This is a genomic window from Mesorhizobium sp. M7A.F.Ca.US.014.04.1.1 (assembly GCF_003998745.1).
In the GTDB taxonomy this organism is placed as follows: Bacteria; Pseudomonadota; Alphaproteobacteria; order Rhizobiales; family Rhizobiaceae; genus Mesorhizobium; species Mesorhizobium ciceri.
This window is the reverse complement of sequence record NZ_RZRW01000023.1, coordinates 7495-23289: the sequence shown is the minus strand read 5'-3', so window position 1 is coordinate 23289 and position 15795 is coordinate 7495. Positions and strand designations below refer to the sequence as shown.

General features: G+C 63.5%; 13 protein-coding genes and 1 tRNA gene. 8 read left to right on the top strand and 6 right to left on the bottom strand.

Annotated features, from left to right (window positions below; genetic code table 11):
- Window positions 1–449: DeoR/GlpR family DNA-binding transcription regulator (locus tag EOA22_RS03125; RefSeq protein WP_164755205.1), on the bottom strand; the 449-nt coding region annotated here is incomplete at its 3' end.
- Window positions 450–634: 185 nt separating this feature from the next.
- Between EOA22_RS03125 and EOA22_RS03120 the strand changes: the two genes are divergently transcribed.
- The 3 genes from EOA22_RS03120 (at window position 635) to ggt (ending at window position 6087) form a co-directional block, all read left to right on the top strand.
- A complete protein-coding gene (locus tag EOA22_RS03120; protein WP_027161700.1) occupies window positions 635–2737 on the top strand; it encodes a bifunctional rhamnulose-1-phosphate aldolase/short-chain dehydrogenase in 2103 nt (700 codons plus the stop codon).
- A 12-nt stretch (window positions 2738–2749) separates the two neighbouring features.
- The gene (gene rhaI / locus EOA22_RS03115; RefSeq protein ID WP_063170035.1) at window positions 2750–4039 is read left to right on the top strand and encodes an L-rhamnose catabolism isomerase; all 1290 of its coding nucleotides are present in this window, start codon (window positions 2750–2752) and stop codon (window positions 4037–4039) included.
- A gap of 308 nt (window positions 4040–4347) precedes the next feature.
- Entirely contained in the window at window positions 4348–6087 is a 1740-nt protein-coding gene (ggt, locus tag EOA22_RS03110) for a gamma-glutamyltransferase (protein WP_063170036.1), read from the top strand.
- An 86-nt stretch (window positions 6088–6173) separates the two neighbouring features.
- Here the strand turns inward: ggt and EOA22_RS03105 are convergent, their stop codons facing one another.
- Complete coding sequence (locus EOA22_RS03105; protein WP_032808338.1) at window positions 6174–6521, bottom strand: hypothetical protein; 348 nt, start codon at window positions 6519–6521, stop codon at window positions 6174–6176.
- Window positions 6522–7025: 504 nt separating this feature from the next.
- On the opposite strand from EOA22_RS03105, the gene EOA22_RS03100 reads away from it, so the two are divergent.
- Genes EOA22_RS03100 through EOA22_RS03090 form a run of 3 tightly spaced genes read left to right on the top strand, consistent with a single transcriptional unit; the run spans window position 7026 to window position 10863 of the window.
- On the top strand, window positions 7026–7901 hold the full coding sequence (locus tag EOA22_RS03100; protein WP_024503125.1) for an ABC transporter substrate-binding protein: 876 nt from the start codon (window positions 7026–7028) through the stop codon (window positions 7899–7901).
- Entirely contained in the window at window positions 7894–9942 is a 2049-nt protein-coding gene (gene fhuB, locus EOA22_RS03095; protein WP_082826648.1) for a Fe(3+)-hydroxamate ABC transporter permease FhuB, read from the top strand. Before EOA22_RS03100 ends, fhuB begins: the two co-directional genes overlap by 8 nt.
- A 21-nt stretch (window positions 9943–9963) precedes the next feature.
- Window positions 9964–10863, top strand: a complete 900-nt coding sequence (locus EOA22_RS03090; RefSeq protein WP_063170037.1) for an alpha/beta hydrolase-fold protein — start codon at window positions 9964–9966, stop codon at window positions 10861–10863.
- A 26-nt stretch (window positions 10864–10889) separates the two neighbouring features.
- On the opposite strand, the gene EOA22_RS03085 is transcribed toward EOA22_RS03090, so the two are convergent.
- From EOA22_RS03085 to EOA22_RS03070, 4 genes are all read right to left on the bottom strand, one after another.
- Window positions 10890–11228, bottom strand: a complete 339-nt coding sequence (locus EOA22_RS03085; RefSeq protein ID WP_013533590.1) for a hypothetical protein — start codon at window positions 11226–11228, stop codon at window positions 10890–10892.
- Window positions 11229–11606: 378 nt separating this feature from the next.
- The gene (locus EOA22_RS03080) at window positions 11607–12047 is read right to left on the bottom strand and encodes a hypothetical protein (protein WP_013533589.1); all 441 of its coding nucleotides are present in this window, start codon (window positions 12045–12047) and stop codon (window positions 11607–11609) included.
- 155 nt (window positions 12048–12202) lie between these two features.
- Window positions 12203–12278, bottom strand: a tRNA-Phe gene (locus EOA22_RS03075).
- 320 nt (window positions 12279–12598) lie between these two features.
- Window positions 12599–13492 carry a helix-turn-helix domain-containing protein gene (locus EOA22_RS03070; protein ID WP_206521259.1) on the bottom strand — a complete coding sequence of 298 codons (894 nt, stop codon included), beginning with the start codon at window positions 13490–13492 and terminating at the stop codon, window positions 12599–12601.
- An 85-nt stretch (window positions 13493–13577) separates the two neighbouring features.
- On the opposite strand from EOA22_RS03070, the gene EOA22_RS03065 reads away from it, so the two are divergent.
- Window positions 13578–14849, top strand: a complete 1272-nt coding sequence (locus EOA22_RS03065) for an extracellular solute-binding protein (RefSeq protein ID WP_063170038.1) — start codon at window positions 13578–13580, stop codon at window positions 14847–14849.
- Window positions 14850–15056: 207 nt separating this feature from the next.
- The coding region (locus EOA22_RS03060; protein WP_245478585.1) for a sugar ABC transporter permease at window positions 15057–15795 on the top strand (739 nt) is incomplete at its 3' end.

Sequence of the window (15795 nt, the reverse complement as noted above, 5' to 3'; positions counted from 1 at the left end):
CGATAAATGGTGCCGCCCGACAGCATCACCGTATTCTTGGAATGCTTGAGCAAATGCTCGGCGATGGGGAACGAATTGGTGAAGATCGGCATGCGGCGGCCGGTCAGGAAATGCACCATCTGGAAGGTGGTGGTGCCGCCATTGATGATGATCGGTTCGCCGTCGTTGCACAGCTCGACCGCTTCACGCGCAATCGCCCGCTTCTGCGAGGCGTTGATGGTTTCGTTGACGGAAAAGGGCCGGCCGGCCAGCCCGATGAACTGCGGCGGCGAGATTGCCTCGGCGCCGCCGCGCACGCGGCGCAGGCGCTTCTGGACGTGGAGAGCCGCGATATCGCGCCGGATCGTCGCCTCGGAGGACTCCGTCAGGTCGACCATCTCCTGCACCGTCACCACAGGCTTTTCCTGGACGGCGGACAGAATGATCCTGTGGCGCTCTTTTTCGTGCATGGTTCCTCCCTGCCCGGGCATCTAGGCACCCAAAACGCGCAGTGTCAATCATTTCCGATCATATAATTTCATTGTGCAGTGCAGTATGATCGATATTGATCGTTTGTGATTGACAAGCCGAGCGCTTCCGTGGAAATTCGGGGCCAAATGGCCGCGCCTTCTGCGTGCCTTCGGGAGGATTTCTTATGCTCGACAAGCGCACCGGCGCGCGCCTCGCCAATCTGTGGGACGAGGCCAAGGCTCACGCCATGAGCGGGCCGGAACTTCTGGTCTACCGTTCGAACACACTTGGTTCCGACAAGCGGGTCACCAACTATGGCGGCGGCAACACGTCGTCGAAGATCTGGCAGAAAGACCCGCTCACCGGCGAGGATGTCGAAGTGCTGTGGGTCAAGGGATCGGGCGGCGACAGCGCCTCGATCAAGCTGGACGGCTTTGCCACGCTCTACATGGACAAGCTGCGCGCGCTCAAAGGCCTCTATCGCGGCGTCGAGCACGAAGACGAGATGGTCGGCTTCCTGCCGCACTGCACCTTCAACCTCAATCCGCGTGCGGCTTCGATCGACACGCCGCTGCATGCCTACGTGCCGAAGCCCTTTGTCGACCACATGCATCCCGATGCCATCATCGCCATTGCCGCGGCGAAGGATTCGAAGGCGCTGACGAAAGAAATCTTCGGCGAGGCCATCGGCTGGCTGCCGTGGAAGCGCCCTGGCTTCGAACTTGGCCTGTGGCTGGAGAAATTCTGCCTCGAACACCCAGCCGCCAAGGGCGTCATCCTGGAAAGCCACGGCCTGTTCACCTGGGGCGACACCCCCAGGGAATGCTACGAGACGACGATCTCAGTGATCAACCAGGCGATCGAATGGTTCGAGCGCCGCTCCGAGGGTGTCGCTATCTTCGGCGGTGAAGCGGTCAAGTCGCTCGACGCCACTGAGCGCCGTGCCATCGCGGCCAAACTGATGCCGAGGATTCGCGGCCTGATCTCGGAAAGGAGCCACAAAACAGGCCATTTCGACGATTCCACTGCTGTGCTCGAATTCGTCAACTCCAGGGATCTGCGCCCGCTGGCGGCACTCGGCACCTCATGCCCCGACCATTTCCTGCGCACCAAGATCCGCCCGCTGGTCATCGAATTCGATCCGGCAAAGCCCGATGTCGATGCCGTCATCGCGCGTCTTGCCGACGACATCGCCGAATATCGCGTTGGCTACCAGGCCTATTACGACAGCTGCAAGCATCCGGACTCGCCCGCCATCCGCGATCCCAATGCCGTCGTCTACCTGATGCCCGGCGTCGGCATGTTCACCTTCGCCGGCGACAAGGCGACGGCGCGCATCTCGGGCGAATTCTATGTCAACGCCATCAACGTCATGCGCGGCGCCTCCACCGTGTCGTCTTATGTCGGCCTGCCTGCACAGGAAGCCTTCGACATCGAGTACTGGCTGCTCGAAGACCTGAAGCTGCAGCGTATGCCGAAGCCGAAGTCGCTTGCCGGCCAGATCGCCCTGGTCACGGGTGGCGCCGGCGGCATCGGCCGCGCCACGGCCAACCGCCTGCTGCGCGAAGGCGCCTGCGTGGTGCTGGCCGACATCGACGAGACAGCACTGGCCAGCGCCAATGACGAACTGGCGAAAGTCTACGGCAGGGACTTCGTGCGGCCGGTGCTGATCAATGTCACCTCGGAGGAGCAGGTCATTTCGGGCTTTGCCGAGACAGCGGTCGAGTTCGGCGGCATCGACATTCTGGTATCGAATGCAGGGCTGGCCTCCTCGGCGCCGATCGAGGAGACGACGCTGGCGCTGTGGAACAAGAACATGGACATCCTGTCGACCGGTTATTTCCTGGTCTCGCGGGAAGCGTTCCGGCTGTTCCGCGCGCAGAAGATTGGCGGCAACGTCGTCTTCGTCGCCTCCAAGAACGGCCTTGCCGCATCGCCGAACGCCGCCGCCTATTGCACCGCCAAGGCTGCCGAGATCCATCTCGCCCGCTGCCTGGCGCTGGAGGGCGCGGAGGCGCAGATCAGGGTCAATGTCGTCAACCCGGACGCGGTGCTGCGCGGCTCGAAGATCTGGACCGGCGAGTGGAAGGAACAGCGCGCCGCCGCCTACAAGATGTCGACCGACGATCTGGAGGAGCACTATCGCTCGCGTTCGATGCTGAAGCGCTCGGTCTTCCCGGAAGACATCGCAGAGGCGATCTATTTCCTGGCGTCCGACATGTCGGCCAAGTCGACCGGCAACATCATCAATGTCGACGCGGGCAACGCCCAGTCGTTCACGCGCTGAGCGGAGGGGACGATGGAACACATCATCTCCGCCGACCTCGTCGACAAGGACAACGCCGCGCGCAAGGCAAACCTCGAGCGCGACTACGCCTCGCTCGGCGAGCGGCTCGACCGTCGCGGCATCGCCATCGACGCTATCAGAGACAAGGTCGAGAAATTCGCGGTGGCGATCCCGTCCTGGGGCGTCGGCACCGGCGGCACGCGCTTTGCCCGCTTTCCCGGTGCCGGCGAGCCACGCGATATCTTCGACAAGATCGAGGATTGCGCCGTCATCCAGCAATTGACGCAGGCGACGCCGACCGTTTCCCTGCACATTCCGTGGGACAAGGCCGATCCGAACCGGCTGAAGCAAGCGGCCTCGCGCTTTGGCCTCGGCTTCGACGCCATGAACTCCAACACCTTTTCCGACGCCAAGGACCAGAAGCTCTCCTACAAATTCGGCTCGCTGTCGCATGCCGACGCCGGCACGCGCCGGCAAGCGGTCGAGCACAATCTCGAATGCATCGAGATCGGCAAGACGCTCGGCTCCAAGGCGCTGACGGTGTGGATCGGCGACGGTTCGAACTTTCCCGGCCAGGTCAATTTCGCCAAGGCATTCGAGCGCTATCTCGACGCCATGAAAGAGGTCTACGCCGGACTGCCCGCCGACTGGAAGCTGTTCAGCGAGCACAAGATGTACGAGCCGGCCTTCTATTCCACCGTCGTGCAGGACTGGGGCACCAACTACATGATCGCGCAGGAGCTGGGCGACAAGGCGTTCTGTCTCGTCGACCTCGGCCACCATGCCCCAAACGTCAACATCGAGATGATCGTGTCGCGGCTGATCCAGTTCAAAAAACTCGGCGGCTTCCACTTCAACGATTCGAAATATGGCGACGACGATCTCGATGCCGGTTCGATCGATCCTTACCGGCTGTTTCTCGTCTTCAACGAACTGGTCGACGCCGAACTTTCCGGCGCCGAGGGGTTCGACCCGGCCCACATGCTCGACCAGAGCCACAACGTCACCGATCCGATCGAAAGCCTGATGCTATCGGCGGTCGAGGTGCAGCGCGCCTATGCGCAGGCGCTGCTGGTCGACCGCAAGGCGTTGGAAGATTTTCAGGATAGCAATGACGCGCTGATGGCGACGCAGACGCTGAAAGCGGCCTACCGCACCGATGTCGAGCCGATCCTCGCCATGGCGCGGCTGAAGACCGGCGGCGCCATCGACCCGGTCGCCGCCTATCGAGCGGCGGGTTACCGCGCCAAGGTTGCAGCGGAACGCCCTGCAGTCGCTGGCGGTTCGGGCGGCATTGTCTGAGGCCGAGCCGGCCCCCTCATCCGGCCGCTTTGCGGCCACCGCCCTCCGGGCGTTCGTTGTTCGAAAAGCCAAGCAGTTGGCTTTTCGCCCGCTGCGCGGACCACGCCTCACCCCCGCAGGGAGAAGAGACTGGCGTCAGCGCTGACACCTCCTCTCCCCTCGGGGAGAGGTCGGATTGCCCCGAATTGCCCTTCGCAATTCGGTTGGCAATCCGGGTGAGGGGGCTCTTTCTCGTGCTCCCTTAATTGTTAGTGGACTCGATCCGTCCAACACGGTCTTCTAGGCATCCCCCCCCCCGGAGAACCGCCATGCCTCTCAACCGTCGGACACTGATCGCCGCCAGTCTTTCCATCACCTTTGTCCTGGCGCCGTTGACGAGTGTCTTCGCCGCCTCGCCGGCGCCGGCCAAGGGCGAGCACGGCATGGTGGTGACGGCCCAGCATCTGGCGTCCGAAGTCGGCATCGAGGTGTTGAAGAAGGGCGGCAATGCTGTCGACGCGGCGGTTGCCGTCGGCTATGCGCTCGCCGTCGTCTACCCCAATGCCGGCAATATCGGCGGCGGCGGCTTCATGACCATCCGCTTCAAGGACGGCAAATCGACCTTTCTCGATTTCCGCGAGCGGGCGCCGCTGGCGGCGACAAAAACCATGTATCTCGACAAGGACGGCAACCCGGTGAAGGGCGCCAGCCTCGACGGCTATCTCGCCGTCGGCGTACCGGGCTCTGTGGCTGGCTTCGAGATGGCCCGTGAAAAATACGGCAAATTGTCCCGCCAGGATCTGATGGCGCCGGCAATCGGCTACGCCAAGGACGGGTTCATCCTCAACCAGGGCGACGCTGCCTCGTTTGCCGGCAGTGCCGACAGGCTGGCGAAGGACCCCGCGGCCGCCGCCATATTCCTGAAACCCGACGGCAAGCCCTATGGCATCGGCGAGCGGCTGGTCCAGCCCGACCTCGCCGCCTCGCTCGCCGCCATTTCCGAAAAGGGTACGGATGCCTTCTATAAAGGCGCCATCGCTGACGCCATCATCAAGGCGAGCGGCGCCAAGGGCGGCATTCTCGCCAAGCCGGATTTCGAGCAATATGCGGTGCGTGAGCTCAAGCCCGTGACCTGTACCTATCGCGGCTACGAGATCACCTCCTCGCCGCCGCCCAGCTCCGGCGGCATCATCATCTGCGAAATCCTCAACGTGCTGGAGGGCTACCCGCTGTCCTATCTCGGCGCAGGTTCCGCCGAGACGGTCCACGTCATGGTCGAGGCGATGCGCTACGCCTATGTCGACCGCAATTCAGCGCTTGGCGATCCTGATTTCGTCGATAACCCGGTCTCGAAACTGCTTGATAAGGCCTATGCCAAGGATATCCGCGACAAGATCGACCCGTTCCGGGCCGGCGTGTCGCAGGATTTGATGCCGAAGGGCTTTGGCGAGAGCAAGGAGACGACGCATTATTCGATCATCGACGATGCGGGCAATGCGGTCGCGGTCACCTACACGTTGAACGGTTCCTTTGGAGCCGGCGTCGTCGCCGACGGCACCGGCATCCTGCTCAACAACGAAATGGACGATTTCACCCAGAAACCCGGCGTGCCCAACCTCTATGGCCTGGTCCAGGGGGAGGCCAACGCCATCCAGCCGAAGAAGACGCCGCTGTCGTCGATGAGCCCGACCGTGGTCGCCAAGGACGGCAAGCCGTTCATGGTCATCGGCAGCCCCGGTGGTTCGCGCATCATCACCATCACGCTGGAAGCGATCGTCAATGTCATCGACCACGGCATGAACATCCAGGAGGCGATCGACGCGCCGCGCATCCACCATCAATGGCTGCCCGACAAGGTGTATGTCGAGCCGTTCGGCCTGTCGCCGGACACAGAAAAGCTGCTGGCCGGCATGGGATATCACCTCGATCTCGCCGACCAGACCTGGGGTCAGGCCGCCGGCATCCTGGTCGGCGGCAAGAGCCTGGCGGAAATCGAGAAAGGCGGCGGCGCGCGCTACAACGGCGCCATCGACAGCCGCGCGGCCTCTGGCGAGGCGCTCGGATACTGACAGCTCGGAGGAAAAGCTTGGAGCAGCGTGGCGATTCGGGTTGATCGCCCGCTGCTCAAGTGGATCGGCTCACACCGACTTGACCGTCACAAGACCAGCGTGAGGGTGGACGCAACCAGCATCAAGGCGGCAATGCCGACGAACAGCGCATAGATGCGCGGCCGGTCGAGCAGCAGCGCATTTCCGGAGATCCAGGCGGATGTGGCGCCGCCAAGCGCGAAGAGGAAGCCGTTGCGGTGCCCGAAGACCATCGATGCGGCCATCAGCCCGCCGATGATCAGCGCACCGAACACGATGATCACGGCAACGGCATATCTCTCGAAATCATTGCCGCTTCCCATGCTCGGGCCGATTGCGTTCAAGGTTGGCAGGTCGTCCGGATCGAAAGGGTTCGTCGACCCGTATTCGTCTTGACCGGCAGGCTCTCGCATCATTCGTTCTCCGTATAGCGGCAACAAATCATCAAGCCTTGCCGAGTGCAACCCGATCACGCTGCCTTGATGCGTTCGACCGGTCCTTGACGTCTTCAGGTGGCGGCTTGCTGCCGGCTTTTGGTTCTTGGCCGTCTTTGGTCTCTCAGGCAATCCAGGAAACGGCTGCCCAAAGGCGACCGTAGCTCCCTCTATCATGGAATGCATTCGTGGAGGAAAAATGATGCGGGGCGCGGATTGGGCTTCGCAAACCGTGATTCGGACGGTGACGTCGCACAGGGTTGTTGTACGGGCGAATCGCCTTGCGGCCAGTGGGCGTCTGCGCTTGGCATGCGGTTGCGTGAAAGTTGACTGGGCAGGCATCTTAAATGTTGACTAGTATACTCATGTTTCATAGTCACCGGGCAGTGGTCACTGGAGACCAACCCCCGAAAAGCAGGGCCGGCCGCATTGCAGAGAGACCAAGAGCCCCAGTCGAGAGCCGCGCCCGATCATTTGCGCAGCCGAATGACCCGGCGCCAGGCGCTCGGGCTTTTTTCGCTGCCGTTCGCCGGCATGAGGTCCTCCACGGCTGAAGCCCGTCCGTTGCGCATCGTCTGCCTGGATGACGGGTTGACCGAGACCTTGCTCATGCTCGGTGTCAGCCCGGTCGCCATTGCCGATCGGGAGGTCTGGGAGAAATGGGTGGTCGAGCCGCGGCTGCCGCCCGACGTCGCCGATCTCGGCACGCTGCTCGAGCCCAATCTCGAATTCCTGCAGCAGCTCAGGCCCGACATCATCCTGTCCATGCCGTATCTCGAGGGCATCAAGCCGCTGCTCGAACGCGTGGCTCCAGTGACGACGATCGGGCTCTATACCGAGGCCGGGCAACCCTATCGGCGCGCGCTCGAGGCGACGCGCCAGCTCGCCGGGCTTGTCGGCAAGGAAAGCGAAGGCGAGGCGCTGATCGCGGCGACAGACGCGTATCTTTTGGAGGTTCGCCAGCAACTGGCGCCGCTTTCGGCACGGCCGATCTATGTCGTCAGCTTCCTGGACCCCCGCAATGTGCGCGTCTACGGCGCAAAGAGCCTGTTTCAGGAGGTGTTCGACCGCATCGGGCTCAGCAACGCGTGGACGGCCGAGACCAACTATTGGGGGTTTTCGACCGTCGGCATCGACGGGCTGGCGACATCCAGCGATGCGCGCCTCGCCTATCTCGAACCCTTGCCTGAGGGCGCCGGCGGCACGCTGACCGAAAGTCCGGTCTGGAATGCCATGCCCTTCGTGCGCAACCGCTCGATCATGCGCCTTCCTGCCGTCCTGATGTTTGGCGCGCTTCCATCCGCGAGCCGTTTTGCTCGGGTCCTGGCATCGGCGATGACCGCGGAGGCCGCCCATGGCTGAGGATGCTGCCATTGCCCAAAGGGGGAAGCCTGCGTCGGCCGGCCGGGCCCCCGTGTGGAGCTTTTCCAGCAATCAGCCGGTAGGCGCGATCCTGCTTTGCGCGGTGCTGCTCGCGGCTGCGGCAGCGGCAACCGTCTCGAACCTCACCGTGCAACTGCCATCGGCGCTCTGGCTCCAATCGCTCGCCGCTCCCGACATCGCTGACATGCGGCAGGTGCTCGTCCACTATGCCTTCCTGCCCCGTCTTGCGATCAGCCTTTTGTGCGGTGCGGCGCTCGGGCTTGCCGGAACTGTCCTGCAGCAGGTTCTGCGCAACCCGCTCGCCTCGCCTGAAACCGTTGGCGTCTCGGCCGGCGCCTATCTGGCGCTGGCACTGGCGACGCTTCTGTCACCGTCCCTGCTTGCCTTCGGCCGCGAATGGGTGGCGCTGGCCGGCGCATTTATGGCCCTTGCCGCCGTCATCGCTCTGTCCTGGCACAAGGGCCTGTCGCCGCTTTCGGTGGTGCTGGCGGGGCTTGTGGTCAGCCTCTATGCCGGCGCCATCGGTGCCGCTCTCATCGTGCTGCGGCATGAATGGCTGGCCAGCCTGTTCATCTGGGGCGCCGGTTCGCTCGGCCAGCAGGATTGGTCGACGACGCTGTGGCTTTTGCCCCGCATCGGCACTGCTGCGCTTGCGATCTTCTTCATGGTGCGGCCCCTGACCCTGCTTGGCCTCGACGATGAAGGCGCGCGCAGCCTTGGCGTGCCGCTCGGCGCCTATCGCTTCGCCGGACTGGCGGCCGCCGTCGCGCTGATCGCGTTTGTCGTTGCCGCTGTCGGCGTCATCGGCTTCGTCGGCCTGGCCGCGGCGACGCTCGCGCGCATCGGCGGTGGCCGGCGGCTTGGCCAACAACTGGTGATGGCGCCGCTGATCGGCGGCGCGTTGCTGTGGGCCGCCGATCAAGGCGTGCAGATCGCCACCGGGCCGCAAGGCGACCTGCTGCCGACCGGAGCGATCACAGCACTTCTCGGTGCGCCGCTGCTGCTCTGGCTGCTGCCGCGCCTTGCGCTTGGCTCGGAAGCCCCGACCTTGATGGCCGTGCGCCTGCCGCGCGCAAGCCGGCCCGGCCTTGTTCTCATGGCACTCGGCCTGGCTCTGCTTCTGCTGCTCGGGCTGGCCCTGCTCCATGAACCGGGTCCGCATGGCTGGACCTTCGCCTTCGGCGACGAGCTGCAGCCTTTGCTGTCGTGGCGGTGGCCTCGCGTGCTTGCCGCGCTGAGTGCCGGGGCGATGCTGGCGCTTGCCGGGCTGATGATGCAGCGGCTGACCGGCAATCCGATGGCCAGCCCCGAAGTGCTGGGCATCAGTGCCGGTGCCGCCCTTGGCATGATGGTGGCGCTGTTTGCGCTCGTCGATGCCGGGCGCCCGGTTCAGACGGCGGCGGCAACGATCGGGGCCTTCGCCGCTTTGCTGGTGACGCTGGCGATCGGCCGTCGTGCCGCCTATGCGCCGGAGCGGCTGCTGCTTGCCGGCGTTGCCCTGACGGCCTTGTTCGACGCGCTGATCCTGGTGCTCACCGCGACCGGCGATCCTCGCGCCATGCTGCTGCTCAACTGGCTGACCGGTTCGACCTATGGCGTCGATGTCGGTGACGCCCTGCTGACCGGTGGTATCGCGGTCTGCCTCTTCGCGCTCGCGCCTTTCTTCATGCGCTGGCTCGACATCCTGCCGCTCGGCTCCGCCGCCGTTCAGGGCCTTGGCATCAACCTGAAGAGGGCGCGGCTTCTCGTGCTGCTGGCCGTCGCGGCACTCACCGCGGCTTCGACGCTGATCGTCGGTCCGCTGACCTTCATCGGCCTTATGGCGCCGCATCTTGCTCGTCGCCTTGGCCTTTCCCGTGCGCTGCCGCAGGCCATTGGCGCGGTGCTCGCCGGCGCGCTGATCATGGTCGCCGCCGACTGGGTGGGCCGGATCGCCATCTTCCCGCGCCAGATCCCGGCCGGTCTCGTCGCCACGTTGATCGGCGGCCCGGTGCTGATGTGGCTGCTGCGCCGCCGCTGACCGTTTTGCCTGGAGATATCCATGTCCAAGATATCCATGTCCAACGCGACGCCAGCCCTGATCGCCAACACGGCGGTCCACGATCTTGTTCCGGCGCAGGGCGGCGCGCCCTGGCGGATATTCCTGCATGTGCCGTCCGGGCCGGTGCCCGAGGCCGGCTGGCCGGTCCTCTACATGACCGACGGCAACGCCGTCATCGGCACGGCGGTCGACGCCATGCGCGCGCAGGCCTTCTATCCCACGGGCACCAATGTCGGCTGGGGCGTCATCGTCGCCATCGGCTATCCCGTCGACGGCGCCTATGATCCGCTGCGCCGCTCATGGGATCTCGGCCCGCCGCCAGGCAAGACCTACCCGCCCTTCCACGAAGGCACGTCCGAAGTCCGGACCGGTGGGGCAGGGAAATTCCTTGCTTTCATCGAGGATGAGCTGAAGCCGTGGGTCGCCAGCCGGGTCACGGTCGATGCCAGCCGCCAGGCGCTTTACGGCCATTCTTTCGGTGGCCTGTTTGCGCTCTACGCCCTGTTCACGCGGCCTTCTTCCTTTCAGACCTGGATCGCGGCGAGCCCCGCCATCTATTGGGAAGAGCGTGCCATCGACCGCTTTCTCGAAGCCTTCGAGGCCGCCATTCCCGATGGTTTGGCGGCGACCATGATCCTGTCGGCCGGCGAGTACGAGACCGAGAAGCTGGCGCCGTTCCAGATTGGCGCCGAGGACGAGGAAAAGCGCCTGAAGCAGAAAAAGGTGACACGCACCGACGCATTCGCGCGGGCAATGGCGCAGCGTCTTGATGCTCTCCCGGGCGTGCGCGCCAGTTTCGAACTGCATGCCGGCGAGAACCACATGTCGATCCTGCCGGTCACCGTCAATCGCGCGGTGCAGGCGGCGTTTGCGGTGAGGAGGGACACCGCCCTTTGCTGAACGCCGCAGCAAGACGGTCGGCGCTGTCATTCCTGTGAAGGGGAGGCGCTCAATCGGCGGTAGGAGACGCCGCCGAAGTTTGCCGTCACAAAATCCGTGACGGACATCTTGCGCTTGCCTCCGTCGCTGCAGGCGTAAACCGGCCAACCGGCATCGCTGCATTCGCTGGCAGCGCAGATGCGCGCCAGGCAGTTGCCGATAGTCAGCCGGAAGCCGCCCTTGCCGGCGAAGCCTTGCAACAGGCTGCCGTCCGCCGAGCGCCATGTCCGCGCACGGAATTCCGCCCGCAAAAGCAGTGGTTCGAGAGGGACCGCAAGGTTGTTTTCGCCGGCACGCCCTGCGAGCTGCAGACGGAAGCGCGCCATTGCGGTCGCGTATGCAGTCACAAGATCGGCTTGGCGAAAATAGGCGGTTGCCAGGCTTGGGCGGTCAAGCAGATGAGACGTCCACTCGCCTGCCCCTACCGGCCTCACCAAGGCAACAAAGGCAAGAAAGGCGAAGCAAGCTCGTGACATTTCCAGCAGCCATATCTGTCTCGGCGTGCCGGTTTGCCCCCCGGTTGCCCTCCCATAACATCCCGCCAATCGGCGCCCGGCGCAAGCCGCTTGCTAAGGCAGTTCAGAAGGCCGCCGAGCAAGGGATCCTGGAGCCGAAGACGGTGACCCGCATCGACGAACCTGTGCGGGCGATCGCGAGAGGGTGGCGGTGTTTGCGGCAAGGGATCTTGACCAGCCCAGGGTTTCCTAGCCGATGCGAGCCGGCGGCAGCTCGAACAAAGTGGCGCCGTTCTCCCGGCCGCGCTCGACATAGCCGATGACGCCGAACCATCTTGCGACATCCGGCCCCTGGAGCCAACTGCGCGAATGGATGGCGAGGTTGCCGGCGAGCGCCTGGATATGCCTGATATGCCGCTTGCAGAAACGGACGGTCGTGGCCCGGAAGAAGTCCTCCCGTGCGGCGAACAGCGTGTCGGCGGCGTCGCTGTTCTCATGCCAGGCGATGATCGCCACGGCCTTGTCACCCTCGACAAGCGCGTGCGCGCGGCCCTCCTTCAAATTCATCATAAGGTTGTCGTAGGCGATCTTGCTGTCCTTGCCGGCAGCGACGTATTCGTCCGACATTCGCTTGGACAGACCGCGAAAGACATCCTCCAGATCCCCAAGCGTTGCTGCGCGTGCTCTCATTTCACCTCCTGCAGCCCCAACGGGCAGTTTGCCCCAGGGTTGAGGGGTGGCCAAGCAAATTAAATCCGCCGGCGGGCCAATGTGCGCAAAGTGATTCCACTTGGCGATGCAGGCGGCGACGCGACGGGGGGTGCCCAGAACGGACCAGGAGGGGATGGTGCCCAGAGGCGGATTCGAACCACCGACACGCGGATTTTCAGTCCGCTGCTCTACCAACTGAGCTATCTGGGCCTGTTCCGGCAAACGAAAACTCGCAGGCCGGAATTCATCGAGGCGCCGTGGGGCGCCCCTTGAAAGCGCGTGGGTTATAGCACGGGAATTCGGCCTGTCCAGCGCCTAGGTGGCGATTTCAGGCAGGAAAAGCGATGCCGTGCGGCGCCCGGGTTTCCATGCCGCTTGCGGGCCGGAATCGCGCACGGCATGGCACTATCTGGCCTTCTTCACCCTGGTCGGCGTCGTTATTGCAGGCTGAAACGCCGTGACATGTCTTTTAGCCGGCGGTCGAGGCGCAGCAATGCTCGCGGCACTGGGCGCCCGCAAGTCGCCATCGCCTATCTGGCGCCGGTCACGCCGCGCCGAAAATCGGAAGGCGACATGCCGGCGAGCTTGCGGAACGACTTGTTGAAGGCGCTGAGCGAGCCGAAACCCGAATCCATGGCGACACGCAGCACATTGGCGTCCTGATGCATCAAAAGCGCCTGCGCATAGCTCAGCCGCAACAGGTTCACATACTCATTGAGCGTCATGCCGGTGGATTTCTTGAACAGGCTCATGGCGTATTTGGGATGGATGTCGGCGGCCGCGGCGATGTTCACGCAATCGATGTCATAGAGGAAGTTTTCGGCGATGAAATCGCACATGCGTCCGACATTCCGCGACGATTGCTGGTCAAAGGGGCTGCCTGTTTCTTGGTCGGTCGGAGTTGCGGATACCAGCCGATAGGGCTCGAACCGCACTCGCTCCAGCCGCAGCAGCAATTCGTTGACGGCATGTTCGGCCTTGGCCTGGTCGCCGGGCCGGGCGTAGCGGTTCCAGCGCTCGAAATTATGGTTGTCGGACTGGTCGGTGGCCGATGTCACCAGTGTTGCGCCCGTCATCAGCCGGTGCCTTATGTCCGTGGGCAGGTGCAGCCGGAAGAAATGCACCAGCGGCAGATGCGCTCCGGCATAGATGGCGTCGTCGGACAAATCGTCCATCTGGTGCGGCAGGCCACCCCAGAACAGGCACATCTCGCCGGCCGAAAGCGAAATCTCGTGGTCGTTCATGCGGTAATGCACGCTGCCGCGCACGATGAAATTAACCTCGACCTGGGCGTGCCAATGCGGCTTGAGCATCACCAACGGATTGGTGTGAAACATCTGCAGGAGCAGCGGCAGGCCTTCCACGCTGCTGGCCCCAGGCTGGTAGAACGGCCGTTCAGGCATCTTACTTTCCGCCAATTTCATATTCCCTTTGACGGCGACAGGCCTTGCCCGGTGCATAGTCTAGCCACGCTCACAGTGAGAGAGCAAATGAAATGGGAGGATTTCAATGCGCATCACAATGACCTGCGCCGCGCTCGCGCTTGCCCTGGGCTCAGCCCCGGCCTTCGCGCAATCCGGCGAAATCACCATCTGGAGCTGGAATGTCGCGGCTTCATCGCTGAAAGCGACCATTGCCGGCTTCAACAAGCAATTTCCCGACGTCAAGGTCACGGTCCAGGATCTCGGCAACCAGCCGACTTACGACAAGTCGATCGCCGGCTGCGCCGCCGGCGGCGTCGGGCTGCCTGATGTCGTCACCATCGAGAACGGCGAGGCCGAGAATTACTGGAGCCAGTTCCCCGACTGCTTCGTCGACCTGCATACGCTCGGTTACACAGCCGACGACCAGAAAAAATTCCCCGATTTCAAGCGCACCGAGTTGGAAGTGGGCGACAAGGCCTACGCGATGCCGTGGGATTCCGGCCCGGTGGCCGCCTTTTATCGCCGCGACTTCTACGAAAAGGCCGGCGTCGATCCGGCTTCGATCAAGACCTGGGACGATTTCATCGCCGCCGGCAAGAAAATCCAGGCCGCCAATCCTGGCGTCTCGATGACCAATGCCGATTTCAATGGCGACTCGGAATTCTTCCGCATGATCTCCAACGAACAGGGCTGCGCCTATTTCTCCGAGGACGGACAATCGATCACGGTCAACCAGCCCAAATGCATCGATGCCATGACCAAGGTCAAGGAGATGAAGGACGCCGGCATCATCTCGTCGGCCGACTGGGGCACCAAGATCACCAACAACACCGCCGGCACCGTCGCCACCCAGATCTATGGCGGCTGGTATGAGGGCACCATTCGCACCGAATCTGCCGGCGAAAACGGCAAATGGGGCGTCTATCTGATGCCGAGCCTCACCGCCGACGGGCCGCGCGCCGCCAATCTCGGCGGGTCCTCGCTGGCCATCACCTCGGCTTCCAAGAACAAGGAGGCTGCCTACGCCTATCTGAAATACACGCTCGGAACCAATGAAGGCCAGATCACGATGCTGAAGGAGTTCGGCCTGGTACCGTCCCTGGTCTCGGCACTCGACGATCCCTATGTCGCACAAGGCCTGTCTTACTGGGGCGGCCAGGCGGTATGGAAGGACATTCTCGGCACCTTGCCGAAGGTTGTTCCGAGCCGCGGCACGCAGTTCCAGAGCGACGCCGAAATCATCGTCCGCGCCGTGCAGACCAAGTATCTGGCCGGCGGCTATCCTGACGCCAAGGCGGCGCTCGACGATGCCGCAAGCCAGATCGCGGCGGCGACCGGACTGCCCGTCAAATCTTGATCACCGCTTCTCCTTCTCCCCTTGTGGGAGAAGGTGGATCGGCGCGATAGCGCCGAGACGGATGACGGGTGCTCCAGCGGAGTGAGACGTTTGCGTTCTCTGGAACACCCCCTCATCCGTCGCCTTCGGCGACACCTTCTCCCACAAGGGGAGAAGGGAAGACCCAGGCGACGGCGTGAAACAACAAGCGGTAGAAGGAGGAGCAAGATGCGCAATCGTAACGCCACGGCCTATCGCTTCCTCACGCCCTATCTGCTGATCTTCGCGATCTTCTGGGTGTGGCCGATCATCAGCTCCTTCATGATCTCCTTCCAGGCAACGCGCACCGTGCCGTGGCGGTTCGCGCCGAGCTTCAACTGGGGCCGGTTGATCGGCGATCCGGCCTTCTTCAACGCCCTGAAGAACACGCTGCTCATCCTGGTCATCCAGGTGCCGGTGATGATCTCGCTGGCGCTCGTCATGGCGGTGCTTTTGAACTCGCCGCTCTTGAAGGCGCGTGGCCTCTACCGCTTCGCCTTCTTCGCCCCGGTCGTGGTCGGCGAGGTTGCCTATTCGGCGGTGTTCCGGCTGATGTTCAACCTCGATTTCGGCATCATCAACAAGCTCCTGAACAGCGTCGGCCTGCCCAAGATCGACTGGTTCTCCAACGTCACGCCGGCGATGGCGCTGATCATGATCGCGGTGACCTGGCGCTGGGCCGGTTACAACGCCATCATCCTGCTCGCCGGCATGCAGTCCATTCCCGAAGACGTCTACGAGGCGGCGACGCTCGACCGCGTCAGCAAGCTCAAGCAGTTCTTCTACATCACCCTGCCGCTGCTGAAGCCGGTCATCGTGTTCTGTCTCGTGCTGTCGATCATCGGCACCATGCAGCTGTTCACCGAGCCCTTCCTGATCACCGAGCGCGGCGGGCCGGGCGGCGGCACGCAGACGCTTGTCCTGCTGC

What these genes read in the sequence shown, in the direction of transcription:
- EOA22_RS03120 (WP_027161700.1), top strand. Translation starts at nt 635, where the DNA reads ATGCTCGACAAGCGCACCGGCGCGCGCCTCGCCAATCTGTGGGACGAG.
- rhaI (WP_063170035.1), top strand. Translation starts at nt 2,750, where the DNA reads ATGGAACACATCATCTCCGCCGACCTCGTCGACAAGGACAACGCCGCG.
- ggt (WP_063170036.1), top strand. Translation starts at nt 4,348, where the DNA reads ATGCCTCTCAACCGTCGGACACTGATCGCCGCCAGTCTTTCCATCACC.
- EOA22_RS03105 (WP_032808338.1), bottom strand. Translation starts at nt 6,521, where the DNA reads ATGATGCGAGAGCCTGCCGGTCAAGACGAATACGGGTCGACGAACCCT.
- EOA22_RS03100 (WP_024503125.1), top strand. Translation starts at nt 7,026, where the DNA reads ATGACCCGGCGCCAGGCGCTCGGGCTTTTTTCGCTGCCGTTCGCCGGC.
- fhuB (WP_082826648.1), top strand. Translation starts at nt 7,894, where the DNA reads ATGGCTGAGGATGCTGCCATTGCCCAAAGGGGGAAGCCTGCGTCGGCC.
- EOA22_RS03090 (WP_063170037.1), top strand. Translation starts at nt 9,964, where the DNA reads ATGTCCAAGATATCCATGTCCAACGCGACGCCAGCCCTGATCGCCAAC.
- EOA22_RS03085 (WP_013533590.1), bottom strand. Translation starts at nt 11,228, where the DNA reads ATGGCGCGCTTCCGTCTGCAGCTCGCAGGGCGTGCCGGCGAAAACAAC.
- EOA22_RS03080 (WP_013533589.1), bottom strand. Translation starts at nt 12,047, where the DNA reads ATGAGAGCACGCGCAGCAACGCTTGGGGATCTGGAGGATGTCTTTCGC.
- EOA22_RS03070 (WP_206521259.1), bottom strand. Translation starts at nt 13,492, where the DNA reads ATGAAATTGGCGGAAAGTAAGATGCCTGAACGGCCGTTCTACCAGCCT.
- EOA22_RS03065 (WP_063170038.1), top strand. Translation starts at nt 13,578, where the DNA reads ATGCGCATCACAATGACCTGCGCCGCGCTCGCGCTTGCCCTGGGCTCA.